13 protein-coding genes are annotated in these 16,552 nt (G+C 38.4%); 10 read left to right on the forward strand and 3 right to left on the reverse strand.

What is annotated here, in order from left to right; genetic code table 11:
• Window positions 1-12: 12 nt before the first annotated feature.
• On the reverse strand, window positions 13-639 hold the full coding sequence (locus PFY10_00880; protein ID WBV56993.1) for a superoxide dismutase: 627 nt from the start codon (window positions 637-639) through the stop codon (window positions 13-15).
• Window positions 640-830: 191 nt separating this feature from the next.
• On the opposite strand from PFY10_00880, the gene PFY10_00885 reads away from it, so the two are divergent.
• Entirely contained in the window at window positions 831-1,451 is a 621-nt protein-coding gene (locus PFY10_00885; GenBank protein ID WBV56994.1) for a transcriptional regulator, read from the forward strand.
• Between the two features lie 52 nt (window positions 1,452-1,503).
• On the opposite strand, the gene PFY10_00890 is transcribed toward PFY10_00885, so the two are convergent.
• A complete protein-coding gene (locus tag PFY10_00890) occupies window positions 1,504-2,010 on the reverse strand; it encodes a DinB family protein (protein WBV56995.1) in 507 nt (168 codons plus the stop codon).
• A gap of 539 nt (window positions 2,011-2,549) precedes the next feature.
• Here PFY10_00890 and PFY10_00895 point away from each other — a divergent pair.
• The 3 genes from PFY10_00895 to PFY10_00905 all read left to right on the forward strand — a co-directional run bounded on the left by PFY10_00895 (window position 2,550) and on the right by PFY10_00905 (window position 6,282).
• Window positions 2,550-4,685 carry a S8 family peptidase gene (locus tag PFY10_00895; protein WBV56996.1) on the forward strand — a complete coding sequence of 712 codons (2,136 nt, stop codon included), beginning with the start codon at window positions 2,550-2,552 and terminating at the stop codon, window positions 4,683-4,685.
• A gap of 131 nt (window positions 4,686-4,816) precedes the next feature.
• Window positions 4,817-6,088 (forward strand): serine hydrolase, encoded by a 1,272-nt coding sequence (locus tag PFY10_00900; protein WBV56997.1) that lies wholly within the window; start codon window positions 4,817-4,819, stop codon window positions 6,086-6,088.
• Between the two features lie 8 nt (window positions 6,089-6,096).
• Entirely contained in the window at window positions 6,097-6,282 is a 186-nt protein-coding gene (locus PFY10_00905) for a hypothetical protein (protein ID WBV56998.1), read from the forward strand.
• A gap of 132 nt (window positions 6,283-6,414) precedes the next feature.
• Here PFY10_00905 and PFY10_00910 read toward each other — a convergent pair whose 3' ends face one another.
• The gene (locus tag PFY10_00910) at window positions 6,415-7,041 is read right to left on the reverse strand and encodes a sigma-70 family RNA polymerase sigma factor (GenBank protein ID WBV56999.1); all 627 of its coding nucleotides are present in this window, start codon (window positions 7,039-7,041) and stop codon (window positions 6,415-6,417) included.
• Between the two features lie 270 nt (window positions 7,042-7,311).
• Here PFY10_00910 and PFY10_00915 point away from each other — a divergent pair, with 270 nt between their 5' ends.
• The 6 genes from PFY10_00915 to PFY10_00940 all read left to right on the forward strand — a co-directional run bounded on the left by PFY10_00915 (window position 7,312) and on the right by PFY10_00940 (window position 16,550).
• Window positions 7,312-8,259 (forward strand): FecR domain-containing protein, encoded by a 948-nt coding sequence (locus PFY10_00915; GenBank protein WBV57000.1) that lies wholly within the window; start codon window positions 7,312-7,314, stop codon window positions 8,257-8,259.
• A gap of 72 nt (window positions 8,260-8,331) precedes the next feature.
• Window positions 8,332-11,634 (forward strand): TonB-dependent receptor, encoded by a 3,303-nt coding sequence (locus tag PFY10_00920; GenBank protein ID WBV57001.1) that lies wholly within the window; start codon window positions 8,332-8,334, stop codon window positions 11,632-11,634.
• Between the two features lie 315 nt (window positions 11,635-11,949).
• Window positions 11,950-13,266: a hypothetical protein gene (locus tag PFY10_00925; GenBank protein ID WBV57002.1), complete on the forward strand. Its 1,317-nt coding sequence runs from the start codon at window positions 11,950-11,952 to the stop codon at window positions 13,264-13,266.
• Between the two features lie 64 nt (window positions 13,267-13,330).
• Window positions 13,331-14,254 (forward strand): T9SS type A sorting domain-containing protein, encoded by a 924-nt coding sequence (locus PFY10_00930; GenBank protein WBV57003.1) that lies wholly within the window; start codon window positions 13,331-13,333, stop codon window positions 14,252-14,254.
• Between the two features lie 180 nt (window positions 14,255-14,434).
• A complete protein-coding gene (locus PFY10_00935) occupies window positions 14,435-15,172 on the forward strand; it encodes a hypothetical protein (GenBank protein WBV57004.1) in 738 nt (245 codons plus the stop codon).
• 25 nt (window positions 15,173-15,197) lie between these two features.
• The gene (locus PFY10_00940) at window positions 15,198-16,550 is read left to right on the forward strand and encodes a S41 family peptidase (GenBank protein ID WBV57005.1); all 1,353 of its coding nucleotides are present in this window, start codon (window positions 15,198-15,200) and stop codon (window positions 16,548-16,550) included.
• The last annotated feature ends 2 nt before the right edge of the window (window positions 16,551-16,552 follow it).

A 16,552-nucleotide genomic window follows, 5' to 3' on the forward strand; every position in this document is an offset into this window, starting at 1 on the left:
GTTCTAGGAATGTTATTTGATTTTTGAGAGAGCTTCTTCATATTTTTTCTCTACTGATGCCCAGTCAAGAACTGCCCAGAATGCATCCAGATAATCTGCTCTTTTATTTTGGTAGGCTAAATAATAAGCATGCTCCCAAACATCTATTCCCAATATTGGAAATCCTCTGTTGGCAGATTGAATATCCATCATAGGATTGTCCTGATTAGGGGTTGAGCTTACAGCAATCGAACCATTGAATTTTACATAGAGCCAAACCCATCCCGACCCAAATTGTCCCAGACCTGCTTTTTTTATCTCAGTTTTAAGGGTATCTAGGTTTCCAAAAGTGGAGTCGATTACCTCTGCAAGTTTTCCCTCAGGAAGAAGTTTAGGTTCAGGAGAGAGGATTTCCCAAAATAAAGAGTGGTTAAAATGTCCACCGCCGTTATTTCTTACAGCAGGGCTGTACTCACTGATCCTCTGTAGAAGAGAATCCAGATCAGTCTCTTTTTCTTCGGCCTGTTCTAAGGCAGCATTAAGATTATCAACGTATGCCTGATGATGTTTTTGATGATGAATGGTCATTGTTGCTTTATCAATAAAAGGCTCTAATGCATCGTAAGCATACGGTAGCTGGGGTAGGGTAAATGCGTTCATTACTTTGATTTTTTATTAATGTGTTTCAAAGGTAAACATTTATTTTAATTAAACAACCTTTAGGTTGTTTAATTAATGATCCTATTGAGTCCTCCCATATATTATAAATGACTGATTTGTCGTTATAAAACCGATATAATAGAAAATGACTATCTTTGTTGTAAGAAATAAAACAACCTATATATTGCCAAATGAAAAAACCGGCAGCAGATCGTATTCTGATGTTTTTAAAGATGAGAGGGGAAGCTACTTCGCTTTTGATCTCTGAAGAACTCTCCATAACAAAGGAAGGGGCGAGAAAGCACTTGCTAAATCTTGTTAAAGAAGGACTTATTAAGTCTGTTATCAGGAGTGAAGGAGTGGGGCGTCCTTCCACTTATTATATCCTTACCCGAAGGGGGCTTTCACAATTCCCGGATACCCACGCTGATGTTACCGTACAGCTTCTGAGGTCTGTAAAAGATCTATTGGGAGATAATGCACTGGATTTATTGATCAATGACAGGGAAAAGACAACGTATCAGAGGTACGAGAAAGCACTTACGAAAGCAAAATCGTTGGAAGACCGACTGGAAATTCTATCAAAAATAAGGAATGACGAGGGATATATGGCAGAATGGACAAAGGAAGGAGCTGATTATTTTTTAATAGAAAACCATTGTCCGATCTGTGCAGCTGCAAGTGAATGCCAGGGGTTTTGCCGGGCAGAATTATCCAATTTTCAGAACCTGATAGGTTTGGACTATAAAGTAGAAAGGGTAAAGCATATCCTGTCCGGAGCTCAGAGATGTGTGTATAAGATCAGTGTATAATAGCCTGATCGGAGGAGAGGATAAGGGCAATATGCAATTAAGAAAAATATCTTTATTCTATTTTCACACTCATTTCCTGTACTTCTTCTGCCGAAAAGCCATAAATCTGAGGTGTTTTTACATCCAACAGGTTCAGGTAAATATAAAGTTCGCCTCTGTGGTGGATTTCATGTTCCAGCATTGCCCGCAGCCATTTCCATACTGTAATTTCCTGATTCGCGGGAGTAAGACACTTCTTATACAGGTCTTCATCCGATAGCCGGCTTATAATATCGATAGTCTGCCGGTGCATTTCATTAAAATATTTCAGGATGTTGTCATAACCATCTGCCAGCTCTTTTCCGCAGCCCTGATAAGCACTCCTTCTTCCTGCAATGGTTTCTCCGTACATATAACGTTCAATGGCAGCAATATGCCTGATCTGGTCGCCTATGGTAAACTTTCCCGGTTTATATGAAAAATCAAGATGTTCCGGCTGGATAACTTCCAGCAGCCGAAGGGTTCGGGACCGTACTTTTTCGTAATAATCAATAAATGACTGTGCTGATCTTATCTCCATCGTATTAATTTTATTTCTGTCAGTTTAAACTTAAAAGATGTCTTTATAGGTCCAAACATTTTGTGAATATATGAAAATCTGAATTTACTGTTTTTATGATCTTTTTAGGCTGATCAAAAAAAGGGAAGTATTTAACATAATAAAAAAGTCTACTATTTTAGTAGACTAATTGAAAGTATATTTTATATTTGCAGCCATATTCAGATAATAAATTTACAAAATTGATGTTATGTGTTTAATTTATTCAACTTATTCTTATGTAATGTATAAATCATTTATAAGCCGGAAGAAGGGAAATTTTTTATTGAATATTAATTGCAACTTTGTTGCTTTTTAAAAAATTTTTATTATTATTGCAATTAAATTGCATTAATAAAACGTGATCCTTTCAAAAAAAATAAATAATTCATGGATTATTAGAAAATAAAGGACAATAATTAAATGCAGGATGGATTTTGGTGAAGTGCTTTTCTGAGCTGTAAAAGATGCTCTTTTTGGATTGATTTTTAACTTAAAAAACATATTTAAATTTACCACTAATGAAAAAACAATTACTTGTAATCAGCACCCTGATGGTTAGTCTTGCGAGTGCTCAATCCAATGATATCTTACAAAAAGAATTCGAAAAGCAAAACAGAGAAAACAACGACAGGTTTGATTCATATGTAGCCAAACAATATGGTTCCGCTAAAGGAGCAGCCAATCAAAAGGAAATTGAAGAGCAAAGAAGCAATCTGGCAGGATTTCTACCTGATGGCAAGCCTTACTTCTACAAACAACAGGATATAAGACAAGTTCAGAATGCCAATGCTGACGCTCTGAACACAGCGGGTAGTGTAGCGGGACTTACCAATGCATACAAAGGAGAGAATATTAAATTTACGGTCTTTGACGGAGGAAGGGTTTATGCTGCTCATCCCGCATTTGATAATGCAGTTGGTAGAATTACCAATAGAGAAGCTTCAACTCAGATCTACAGTGCACATTCAACAGGAGTTGCCGGATTTATAGGAAGCAGGGCATTAACCATTTCAGGAACTTTAAATGGTGCGGCAGTTACTGGAAATATCCAGGGAGTTGCGGTAAATTCAACCGTAGATTCATATAGATTTGCTCAAACAGTACTACCGGGAAATACAGCGGCAAGTAATGTATTTCAAAAAATATTAATTGCACAGCCTAAAATATCCAATCATTCTTACGGGGTTAATCCAGGTTGGGATGTAGTAAAAGATGCTAACGGAAGCAATGTCTGGCTATGGAATGGTGCTTATGATAGTCCTGATACCTCTTTTGATACTCAGGGATCTTATTTATCCAATGATCAGAATTATGATCAGATCGTATACAGTAATCCTTCTTATATTATAGTAAAATCAGCAGGGAATTCTTTTGGATATGGTCCTACAATGCCAGGAACCACAACATTTCCAAAGTATTACAGAGACAGCAATGGTAATCTGGTTCAGTTTGCTTCTACAGATACTTTACCTGCAAATAATTGTGCACAAGGCTATGACTGTATAGGTCAAGGCTCATTAGCCAAAAATATTATTGTGGTAGGCGCTACAGATGTGATCTCTACGAATAACTTTAAATATTCTGTTCCTTCGGATGTGGTGCATTCTGATTACAGCAGTGCAGGACCAAGAGATGACGGTGGAATAAAACCGGATATCACAACCACGGGTACAAATGTGTTTTCAGCTTCTACAGCAGAAGATACTACGGGAAGTGTGAAATATGATTATGGAAGTGGAACATCTTATTCCGCCCCGGTGGTAACCGGAGTAATCGGTTTATGGTCCCAGATTTACAAAGATCTATTTTCTGATCAGCTTCTTAATGCTGCCAGTGCTAAAACTTTAATGGTTCATTCTGCTTCTGAAGCAGGTAATGTAGGTCCTGATCCATGGTTTGGCTGGGGATATATCAATGCAAAAAAAGGCGCTGAGCTATTGGTTGGAAAAGCAAACAATACTGTAGTTTTCAATAATGAAACTCTCAATAACGGTGTTGCCAACACAAAAGTGATAAAAGCATCAGGAACTGAACCTCTAAAAGTAACCATATCCTGGATTGATCCTGCTTACAATGTTCCTGCGAACCTAACCTGGGGACAAGTCTATAACAACAGAAGCTCAAGATTGGTGAATGATCTGGATCTGAGAATCATTGATACGACGAATAATACGGTTTATACTCCATGGAAACTTGATGCTGCTAGTCCTATGACCCCGGCAACCAAAGGAGATAACACGGTGGATAACGTGGAACAGGTAGTCATTGATGCTCCGGTTGCAGGTAGAAATTACAGGATAGAAATCACAAATAAAGGGAATCTGGTGAATAGTGCCGGAGCAGGGGCCCCTCAGGATTATTCAATTATTGTTACAGGCTACAGTGAACAAGTTCTTGCAACAAGTGAGAGAGGAATTGCAAAAACCGAAAGTTTAATCATTGCTCCTACCATTACCAAAGATGTGGTTAAAGTACTGAAAGCACCTAAAAACTCAACCTTCAATGTGTATGATCTTTCAGGTAAAAAGATACAAAGCGGAACGATAAACACCAACGAAGCGAGTGTAGATTTGTCTTCGAATGCCAATGGTATTTACATTATTGAGGTAAAAACAGATAAAGAAACGATCTCTAAAAAAATTATTAAAGAATAAGCCGTAATTCTTTCTACTATTTTTTGTAATTAAAGGCACCGGTTATGATTTGACTTTTATAAAATCATATTTCGGTGCCTTTTTTTGTAATATATTGCAGGTTTATATTGTCTTATCACAAATGCCTCGACATGAAAAGTTTCTTTTTACTCATTCTTTGTATATTTTCTTCTTATGGATATGGCCAGGAAACAGCTTCAGCCATTGAAGTCATTATTAAAAGAGAAATGGCAGAACGCAAAATTCCCGGCCTACAAATCGCTGTAGTTAAGGGGGGTAAGGTGATAGTGAAAAGATCTTTCGGAGTTGCCAATGTACAGGATCAGGTTCCGGTTACAGATACGACTGTTTTTGCTATTAACTCCTGTACGAAAGTATTTACCGCTACCGTTATTATGCAGCTGGCTGAGCAAGGCAAAGTTGATTTGTCTGCACCCGTGTCCCGGTATCTGGATGATCTTCCGGAACAATGGCAGAAAGTGACCATAGAACAAATGATGACTCATATTTCAGGTTTTCCTGAGATACTCAAGTTATTTGATCCGGCTACCGGTGATACATCGAAAACTGAAAAAGAAATCTGGGACGAACTTAAGGGATTGCCTATGGAATTCAAGACAGGTGAGCAGTTTAGCTACAATCAAACGAACTATTATCTACTGGGAAAGATTATAAACAAACTGAGTGGGAAGTCTTTTGATCAGTTTTTTAAAGAGGAACAGTTTCAAAAAGTCGGAATGCCGCATACATTATTTGGAGATTCCAAGGATGTTATTCCTCACTTTGCACCCACTTACCGTTACAGGAATATGACCGAAGGAGAAAATGGGAATCGGCAAAAGCTAGTCAACGACTATTTTATATTTCCTCCCTATAGCAGAACCGGAGCTGGGCTGAACAGTACGGCTGAGGATCTGGCCATGTGGATCATTGCGCTGCAGAGTGGAAAGCTTTTGAAGACAGAAGAATCTCTGCAGAGAATGTGGAAACCTATAAAAATGAACAATGGAAGTCAGACTATGTGGTCTCCCGGTTGGGGATTGACGAAATTCAGGACAAAACACAAGGCTATCGGAATGTCAGGAGGAGGAAGATCTGCATTTTTGGTATATCCGGATGATCATCTTGCCATTATTGTGCTCACAAATTTAGCAGGAAGTTATCCTGAAGAATTTCTGGAAGAGCTTGCCGGAGTATATTATCCGGAAATTATTAAATCTGATCCGCTTACTTATCTTAGACTTCATCTAAAAAAGATTGGTTTTGATAAGGCAATAGAACTGGTTAATTCGGAAAAGAAAAAGAATCCGGATTTCAAGCCTCAGGAAGCTGAACTTAATAATTGGGGGTATCGGATGATGTCTGAAAATGATATTAAAATGCTTCCGAAATTTTTAAACTGAATGTTTATTTGTTTCCCAATAGCTGGAATGCGTACGATAGTTACGGAGAAGCATTATTAAAGTTAGGAAATAAAAGTCAGGCTGCCATAATGTACCGGAAATCAATAGACCTGAATCCTGATAATGAATATGGAAAAAAAGTCCTCAATGAGATCCTTACAGCAAATGGGTCCACAAATTCATCGGTTAAATAATGAGAATCGTAAAATGAAAAAATGATTTCAGGTATTGATCTTGGATTTTTTTCAACAGGAAATAACAAGTAAGTATAACAAAATCCGGCCCTGTGAAACAGGACCGGATTTTTATATCAGATTTAAATGATTTTAAGAATACAGATTGGGCATCATTTCCATAAGAATCAGAAGGGAAACAAGTTTTTTGGAAGATTCATAATTGGGATTAAGCTTTTCCCGGATTTCATTCAGGGTTTTACTTAAATTATTACTCACCGTTTTATTGCTTAAATTAAGGGCTTCAGCAGTTTCTACCACAGACATGTTCTTGCGGATTCTAAGGTCATATACTTTTTGTTCAGTGGGAGTAAGTTGGGAAATCACTTCATCGATCATAGCAAACAGTTCCGTAATATCATTTTCCTCCAGTATTTCCGCATATTCCGCGTCTGTGATTTCGGCTAAGAAATCTTCGCTTTCATCTACATATACTTCCTGGATCTTCCTGATGCTTGCATAATAGTCCAAAATACGGTAATGGATGAAACGAAATAAATAACCTTTGGCACTTTCCTCCTCATCTGTCTGTACAAACTCCGGATTTTCCAGAATCCTGATCCAGAGGTTCTGCAACAGCTCTTCAGTAGCATCCCTGTCCTTTGTCCGTGTGAAGATCATTGTATAGAAACTATCCCAATATCTTTCATACAATATCGCAAAAGCAGGCCGGTCGCCCGATTTTATTTTTTTTAATAAAGTATAGTCTGTAGGTTTCATAATGTCTGTTACAAATTTACCTAAACTAATATTAATGTTTTGTGAATTATATAACCTATAAGATTAAATATTTCTGAAAATATTTTCATTTTTCCACCTATAATGTATCGAATTGTTCATAAAGCAAGTGTTTTTGTTGAAAAAACAAACGCGATATTAAGGAAATGTTAAATAGGGTTTGGGAAGTTTGTCTTTTTGCCTAGTATTATAAGTGAGGGTATTGATTAGAATTAATACAAAAATATAAAACTAATACAACAACATTATACAGTGAAGAAATTGAAATACAGCAAGGCACAGACATTTGTTTTTAAGTTATGGAGCAGGGAAGTGTCTGGTGATGAGATCTCAGAGAAAGAATCGGTGATCCTTGAACTATGGAAAAATGAAGCTATTAAAGATTTGGATAAAAAACATATTCAGGAGTCTAAGCTAAAAGTATTGGCCGGTCTTGAGTCTTATTTTAAACAATCTCATAAGGCGAATATATTTTCTCTTAAGAAAAATATGTACAGGGCTGCCGCTGTATTGCTTCTGCTGTTTAGTCTTACAGGTTTCCTGGGGTATATGTTTTTTATAAAGCCGGATGTATATGTTGCGATCAATGACAATCAAACGATAAAACTTCAGGACGGATCTTTAGTAATGCTTTTACCGGGTGCAAAGCTTACTGTCGAAAAATCTTTTCCCGCTGATACCAGAGTGGTGGATTTGCAGGGTGATGCTGTATTTAAAGTAGCTAAATCTAAAAAACATCCATTCATAGTTCGTGCGGATGGCTTCAGCACAAGGGTAATGGGAACGGTATTTAAGGTAATGCAGCGGGGAGAACGAAAGACCGTGGAACTTTATGAAGGTAAAGTAGCTGTTTCTTCACCCGGAACTGCAGTTTCTTACCTGACTCCAAACCAAAGGTGGACAAATTTTGGCATGGCCCATACTGCTGCTGTGATAAATGAAAAAATAAATAAGCAATCGGGAAAAAAGACTTCAGTACTAATGACACTGACTTTCAATGATGTTTCGTTTAGGAGCATCATGGAAATACTATATAAAAATTATGGAATAAGTATCAGATATCCGGAAGAAATAGCAGAAAAAAAAATTACTGCTGACCTTACCGGCAGCAACTGGGATGAAAATGTAGAAGCATTGGCATTTATCACAGGGCTTGAGGTACAAAAAGAAAACAATACCACTTACATATTAAAAAAATAGCAACCGGATTAATTTAGATAGAGTTTACGAAGAATTATGAGTCAGTCAATAATGAAAAGTGGTGTTAAAAACATGAGAAATTTGAAATGCAGTCTTACGGTAGCGGTGATCTTTTTTGCCACGACAGTAGACGCGCAGGAGTTAACGATGAAAGTGTCCTTTTCTGCCCCGGCCGGAAAGCCTTTGATCAATACATTGGAAGAATTTGCAGATAAAACAAGAATGCGTCTGGTCTATTCAAAAGCTGATATAAATGATCTTAAAGTGAGAGAGGTAAAATGTGATAACCTTCCTGTGAACGATTGCCTGAAAAATATTACAGACAATCTACCTGTAGCAGTACGCCAGAGGGGAGAACTGATCTCAGTAAAATATCAGGGCCTGAATACTTCCATATCCTCTGCCCGGGGAAACGGAAGGCTTACAGGAAAAATTGTAGATGAGGTAGGAAATCCCATTGTAAAAGCAGAAGTAAGTGTAGCAGGTAAAACGGCAGTAACGGATAACAACGGGGATTTTAGTATCAGCATTCCTGCCGGAGTTTATACCCTAAGTGTAAAGGCTTCGGGATTCAGCTCATTAAGGGTGGAGAAACTGCAAATCAGTAATGACGATATCAATACTGTTTCTTTTGCCATGAAGCATATTTCTTCCGATAAAGAAATGAATATTAAGGAAGTGGTGCTTACAGGAACACGCAAAGCGGATACCCAGGCAGGACTTCTGGCTCAGCAAAAGAAAGCCGCACAGATGAGTGACGGGATTTCTGCTGAACAGATTTCAAAAACACCGGACAATGATGTAGGAGGAACATTAAAAAGAGTAACCGGGGTAACCACGATAGATAATAAATATGTAGTGGTCCGCTCCATGGGGGAGCGTTGGAATACCGCTGCCATGGATGGAATCAATTTGCCTAGTACAGAAGCTTATAACCAGAATTTTTCATTTGATATCATCCCCACGGCCATGGTGGAAAGCGTGGTGATCAGCAAGACGGCTACACCGGATATGAATGCAAGTTTTGCCGGAGGATATGTGGAGGTGAGAACGAAAGATATTCCGAACGAAAATTTTACCACGGTAAATCTGGGAACTTCATATAATGACGTCTCTACGTTCAAAGAGTTTTTATCAAAGAAAAGAGGAAAATATGATTATTGGGGATATGATGATGGAACCAGGGATTTCCCTAAAGGTTTGGAAGCCATGGATTGGAATAATCCCTTGTTTTTTGAACAATCCAAAAGGTTTACCAATGATAATTTTACCAATTATGCTACCAAAGCAGATCTGAATTCCAATATGCAGATTGCTTTGGGAAGAAATTACAGACTGAAAAATAATAATAAATGGGGATTTGCTGCTGCGATTACCACCAGAAATGAACAGAATAAACTGGATATTGAAAATACAGCCAGAGGTGGCTGGCTGGATAATGTAGGCGGAGTGAATAATAACTGGGAACAATTGGGAATAGCACCGGTCAATACCTTTAATTTCAGGAATCAAGGTGCCTCGTACAGCTATAACTCCACTATCGGTGCCATGTTGAATCTGGGATTACAGCTTGGGAAAAACAGGATTTCATTCCGCAACTCCTATACCCATATTTATGACCAGACTCTGACAAGGATTACGGGATGGAATGAATATACAGGCGGAAACGGGGATGCCTCGGATGCTTACAACTATTTTTACCATGGGATCGTTCCTCCCAACACAGACCTTAAATTTTTAGATAAGCCTATAACAGAAACTACGGATTATCCGGTTTATCAGACTTTATTGCAGAACAAGCTGGAGGGGAACCATAAAATAGGAAATAAAGAAATCAGCTGGTTTGCAGCAAGAACTGGTGTCACTTCAGATACAAAAGATTATACACAGTATCAGACCAATTATAACTTTATCGGCAACGAAATTTTGAGTTATAACCAGATCTATAATTCCGGGAATAATTTCGCCAGGGGATATATTGCAAATAAAGAAACGGATTATAATTATGGAGTTGCCTTTAAATGGAGTATGGATGCCGGAAATTTTAAAAATGATATTAAGGTGGGGTATGCAGGGGCCTCAAAAAGCAATACCAACCAGCAACAGAAGTTTTTCCTGAGGGTAGATGAAAACCGCGATGTTCCGAATAGTGAAAAGAATATGCTGATCATGTATGGAGCACTTTCAGGATGGTTTGACGGATCTCATTATGTACCCGGAGGAATCGGGTGGCAAACCAAAGCATTGTATAAAAATGATAAATATGAAGGGAAAGTTTCCCAGCACGCACCTTTCATCATGTTTGATAACCGTTGGAAAAATAAGCTGAGGCTGGTATGGGGAGTACGGGCAGAATATTTTAAGTATGATCTTATTTCTCAGCAACAGGATCCGAATGATCCTAAAAGCGTTACCAAAGAACCGATTGAAGAAAAGCCATGGCAGTGGATGCCATCAGCCAATTTTACGTACAGTCCTTCCAACAGTATCAATGTAAGGCTGGCTTATAACAGGTCTGTCATTCGTCCTCAGTTTAATGAAAGAACAGGGTTGCCTTATTTTGATCCTGTGGCGAACGGGCTTATTTACAATACCGAAATGACATCAGCAGTCATTAATAATTACGATTTTAAGTTTGAATGGTTTCCGGGTCTTGGAGAAATTATTTCTGCAGGTTTATATTATAAAAATATCGACAGACCGATAGAGCGTGAAGGTTATATTTCGAGTGAGGGAAACCTCTTCCTTTACAACGGAAACTCTAAAAATGCAAAGCTGAAAGGATTTGAAGTAGAGGTAAGAAAGAGCCTTGGCTTTATCAGACCCGAAAGCTTCCTGAAAGATCTTTTTATCAGCGGAAATTTCACGTATAACGATACTAAGGTTATAGCTTTTAAAGACCGGTATAAAACTCAGGATACCGATGACACTTATGAAGTAGATCGTCCCCTTTACGGGCAGACACCGTATGCCTATAATCTGGGGCTGCTGTACAATGGAGATCGTTTAGGACTTAGTTTCCTGTACAATGCTAAAGGAGATCAGTACGTTACAGTGGGCTATGCTTACATTGGAGAAGAGATCCAGCGTCCTTATGCCGTAGCGGATGCACAGATTTCCTATAAGCTATTGAAAGATAAGAACCTGGAAATCAAATTGAATGTCAGAAACCTGTTCAACAGAGTAAGGGAGTATTATAATAATTTCAATTCTTACTCAGTATCCAAAGGAAACGGAAGTTCTTTTGATACCCAGAGAGAATCTTTAGGACTTTTACCGGGAGCAACGGATAAATATGATAAAGGAATTGATAAAATATTATTCCGGGCTTACAATGGTAGACAGTTCGGTTTATCAGTAAGTTATAGTTTTTAAATATAAAAGAACTTTTAACAAAAGTATATATGAGATCTTATAAGCCATGTCACAGGTTCCCATAGCCTGAAATCTGAATCGATAGATCTGTTGATGCGCACATCAGTGAACTTTCAGTCAAAAAATGGAAATACCGGATTTCCCCGTCCGGTAGGATTTTAAGGGGAAGCTTTATTCACTTGCACCCTGGGTGAAATGGAGTTTTAAAAACAATGTGTAACCAAATCACGGAGATAAAGGTGAATATCCCGTAAACAGGAATCATCCGGACCAAAAAACAAAATAACCGGATCCATATTTCTAAATTTTACAACAATGAGAAAATTAACTTTAATCGCTGTAACAGCTTTATCTTTAACAGCTTGTCGTGAGAATGATTCTTTATCAGATTCTTCTAAATTTGAAATGCAATCTGCTTCTGCAGAATATTTAACTGCTTCTGCACTTCCTGTGACTACAGTAAGTGGTGCTATTACTACCAATACTACATGGAGTGGAGTGGTTGAAATTGATGGAATCGTAACTGTTAAAGGTGGAGCTACTTTGACTATCCAGCCAGGTACTTTCATTAAAGCTAAACCTAATACAACAAATACACCTACAGGAGTTTTGGTTATTGCTAAAACTGGGAAAATAAACGCTACAGGAACTGCTTCTCAGCCGATCATCTTTACAAGCTACAGATTATTGGACGGAGATGAAGATACTACAGCAACTCCAGGTGATTTCGGAGGGGTTATCATGTTGGGAGATGCTCCTACAAACAAGCCTACAACTACTGTTATCGAAGGGTTAACAGGTACTGATTACCAATATGGAGGTACGAATGCCGCTCATAATGGGGGAACTATTAAATATGCACGTATCGAATTCGGTGGATTCGACCTTTTCGCTCCTAACTCAGGAAACGAAATCAACGGATTAACATTAGGTGGAGTAGGTAACGGAACTACACTAGACCACATCCAGGTATCTTATGGTAAAGATGATTCTTTTGAATTCTTCGGAGGTACTGTAAACGCTTCAAACCTTGTATCTTTCGCTCCGGACGATGATAACTTCGATTTCGATTTCGGATATTCAGGAACAATTACTTGTGCATTAGCTTTAGCTGATTACAACTCAACGCACAGTCAAAGTGGTGGAGTTTCTGATACGAACGGTATCGAGCTTGATAACGATGGAACAGGTTCTACTGCTTCTCCATTTACCCGTCCTACAGTTAAGAATCTTACAATTGTTGGTGCTAGCAGCCCATTAAAAGGTGGATTATATGAAAATGCCATCCACGTAAGAAGAAACGGTAAATTGAATTTAGATAATGCTACTGTTACAGGTTATCCTATCGGAATTTTATTGGAAACTCAGAGCAGTGCTCCGGTAAATCTTGCAGACCTTAGCTTTACAGGAGTACAGGCACATGGATTTACATTCGCTACTGCTTCTAAGATCGGTACTACCACTGCTGCTCTTACTATTCCTGGAGTAACTACTTCAACAAGTAATCCTGCTAACCTTTGGGGAATGTCTCAGCCATTCTTTAACGAGGCTACAGCATGGAACGTTTCTCCAAGAAACTGTGGAGATTTCCAGGGTACATGGACAAAATATAATTTCTCAATTGTACAATAATTGATCAACATGGGGTGGCATTACCTGCCATCCCATTTTTTAAATCAACTTTAAAATTCATAGAATGAAAAAAGTAATTTTACTATCTGTTTTGGTTTTATCAAAATTAGTGTCTGCACAATATCCTGTATGGACTAATTCTTTTAATTCAACAAGTGATATGCAGGGATGGTCTTTCCATGATCTGAACGGAAACGGAAATGGATGGGTACAGGGACCGAACATCTACCATAACGGTACTTCTTTGGCTTATGGAGGGGCTGGTTCTCTTCGTTACTCAATCAGTAATGTTCCTTCCGGAAATGTGGCCGGTTTCGCTACAGAAAATGACTGGGCTATTTCTCCGGAGATTGACCTCACTTCATCTTCAGGAACGATTACATTAGCAGCATACATAGGACGTCAGAGAACAACACATCAGGTGGTAAAGAGATATCTGTACATCTATGTGAGTACTGCACAAAAGCCTGTCCCTGAATTATCGGATTTTCAGGCATTGGCAGTAGATGCAAACGGCAATAATGTTCCCAGCCCATATGTAATTGCAGCAGGAGGAACTGCTAATCCTTTCCCGTCGGACCTCAATCAGTTTGTTGAAAGCCTTGTTAATCTCTCTGCTTTTGCAGGAAAAAAAATCTACATCGGATTATGGTCGAACAGATATGCGGCTGATGATACCAATGTACAGAATATCAACATCAACGAAATGGCGATCTATACTTCAGTTCTAAAAACACAGGATGTAAAAAAAGCAAAAGATCTTACTATGGTGATGCAGAATCCCGTATCCTCATCACTGATGTTAAAACTTAATCCAGCCCTGAAAGAAAACAGTGTTACTGTGACTGTTTTCAATATGGCCGGACAATCTGTTCTTACTACGCAGTACCGTAGAGAAATTAATGTTACGACTTTATCTTCCGGAAGCTATATCGCCGTGGTTTCGGATGGAGTGCTTTCTGAGAAAGTGAAATTTATCAAAAAATAATGTTTTAGATGCAGGAAGGCAGTCTCTTATTTTCAATTTTTACAAATGCAAAATAATAACCATATCAAAACCATCATCATAGGATATATGCCTTTCCTGCTTACTATAGAATTTAAAAGTATTGCCCTCTGCGTGCTAAGGGCAATATTTCTAAATCGAATTTTTATAATGAATCATACAATGAAAAAAATAATCGCCTTTGCTGTTCTTACGGGTCTGATATCGTGTACCGATGATGTGCTGCAACCTTATGATAAATCACAGAAACCTGCAGAAATCAGTGTCAAGGGATATTCAAAACCGGATGTACTGCAGCTCCGGCTTAATGGAAAACCGGTAAGCATTAATGGAAGTACATCTTATACCAATACTATAGAAACAAAGCTGAGCTTTGTCGTGGATGAAGGGGAAACAGATCAGATTGAGATCTTTAACCATGAAACCGGCAAACAGATCGCAAAATATAACATCGATTTTAATACAGTGGATCAGTATAAAAATCTGAATTTCTTCAATCTGCCCGGGATCTATCTTCAGACCTATGCAGTAAAGCCACAGGTTAACCTGGGGAAGGTAGGTTTCGAGCTTATTTTTCCGAATCTAGGACAATATTCCCATACTACATTACAAAGTGTGAAAGGAATACTCAAAAAAGAGAATGGAGATGTTCTCGCTGAATTTGAAAATATTGAAAAAAATAACTTCTCTTCACTTAAAATGTATAGCTTTTTCAGTGTTACTGCTCCCGTTTATCTGGAGTTGTACAAGCCTGGAAGTACTGACCCTTATTTTGGATCACAAACGATTAGAGTAAAAATAAAACAGGATATCGGAGCTAATATGATCGTGCTGCAGGAAAAAGCGGAAGGCGGTACTGTTCAGATTATTGGTGATATTGACATCGCAGACTACCTGTAAAATAAAAAATCATTCGGATAAGATCATGCATAAATTTTTAAAATCCTACCTACTTGTTTTATTATTTTTAAGCTCAGCAGTTATCGTTTCCTGCCGTTCCGAGGAAGAATCTGTTCCTGATTTTCCCGACGGAAGCGTAGAGTCTGTCAATGTCTGGGTTCATGAAAACATGAAACGTTATTATTTCTGGGAGGATCAGATGCCTGCAAAACCGGATTATCATCTTCCTGTAAAAAAATTTTTTGCAAGCCTCCTATCTCAGAATGACCGTTTTTCAAGCATTGTAAATACGGAAGATGCTTCTACTTACCTGCGGACGGTCCGCAACATGTATGGCTTTGATTATGCAGTATTGCAGCTTGCTAACGGTCAGATAACGGCTGTGATAAAATTGGTATTACAGGATTCTCCGGCTCAGAATGCAGGCCTGAAACGAGGGATGATCATTAAGAAGATCAATGGAAGTGAGATTACGGCATCGAATGCGGAAAGTCTTTTAAATTCTATTCCGGACAATACTACGCTGGACCTGAGCGTAGGTAATTGGGACAACGGAAACGTAATTGATGAAAAAGATATAAAAGTGTACTATGGATTTTCGCTCAGCCAGCCTGTTATATCTAAAATTTTTGAACAAAACGGAAAAAAGACAGGGTATTTATACATCTATGATTTTCCGGATGGCATGTCTCACAGTCTCAATCAGAAGTTTGCAGAATTTAAAGCTAACGGTGTACAGGATCTTATCGTGGACCTCAGGTATAATTATGGAGGATCAGTAGCTTCTGCGGCCGCATTATGTGCAATGATCCCTTCCGGAATAACGGGCAATTCTCCTTTTATAACCTATAAAGGAAATAAAAATGGGGGGGAGGTGAAAAAAACATTTGCCGAACAAATTGCCTATGACCCTGCCGCTCTGAATTTCACAACACTCCATGCCAATAATCTGCAGTTGACCAAAGTATATATACTTACCTCGGGAAGTACGGCCTCAGCCTCGGAAATCGTTATCAATAATCTAAAACCTTATATGCAGGTGATACAGATGGGAGGGAAAACGCTAGGAAAAGATATGGCTGGATTTGCTATTACGGATGATCGGAAACCTAAAAAGATTTCCTGGCAGCTTCACCCGGTCATCTATAAAGTATATAATGCTAACGGACAGGGAGAATACAGCAATGGAATTTCACCGCAGTTTCCTGTAGATGAATATGCATCTTTGCCTCTGAAGTCTTTAGGGCAGGCTGATGAAACCTTATTGCAATCGGCTTTAGGCAAGGTGTCGTCTAAATCCGCTTATTTCGAAACTTTAACGCATCAGGTAAAAATAATTACAGAAAGTGAAAAGCCTTTATCTATGGGTAAACACTAAAT

It is taken from the genome of Chryseobacterium daecheongense, assembly GCA_027920525.1.
GTDB lineage: Bacteria > Bacteroidota > Bacteroidia > Flavobacteriales > Weeksellaceae > Chryseobacterium > Chryseobacterium proteolyticum.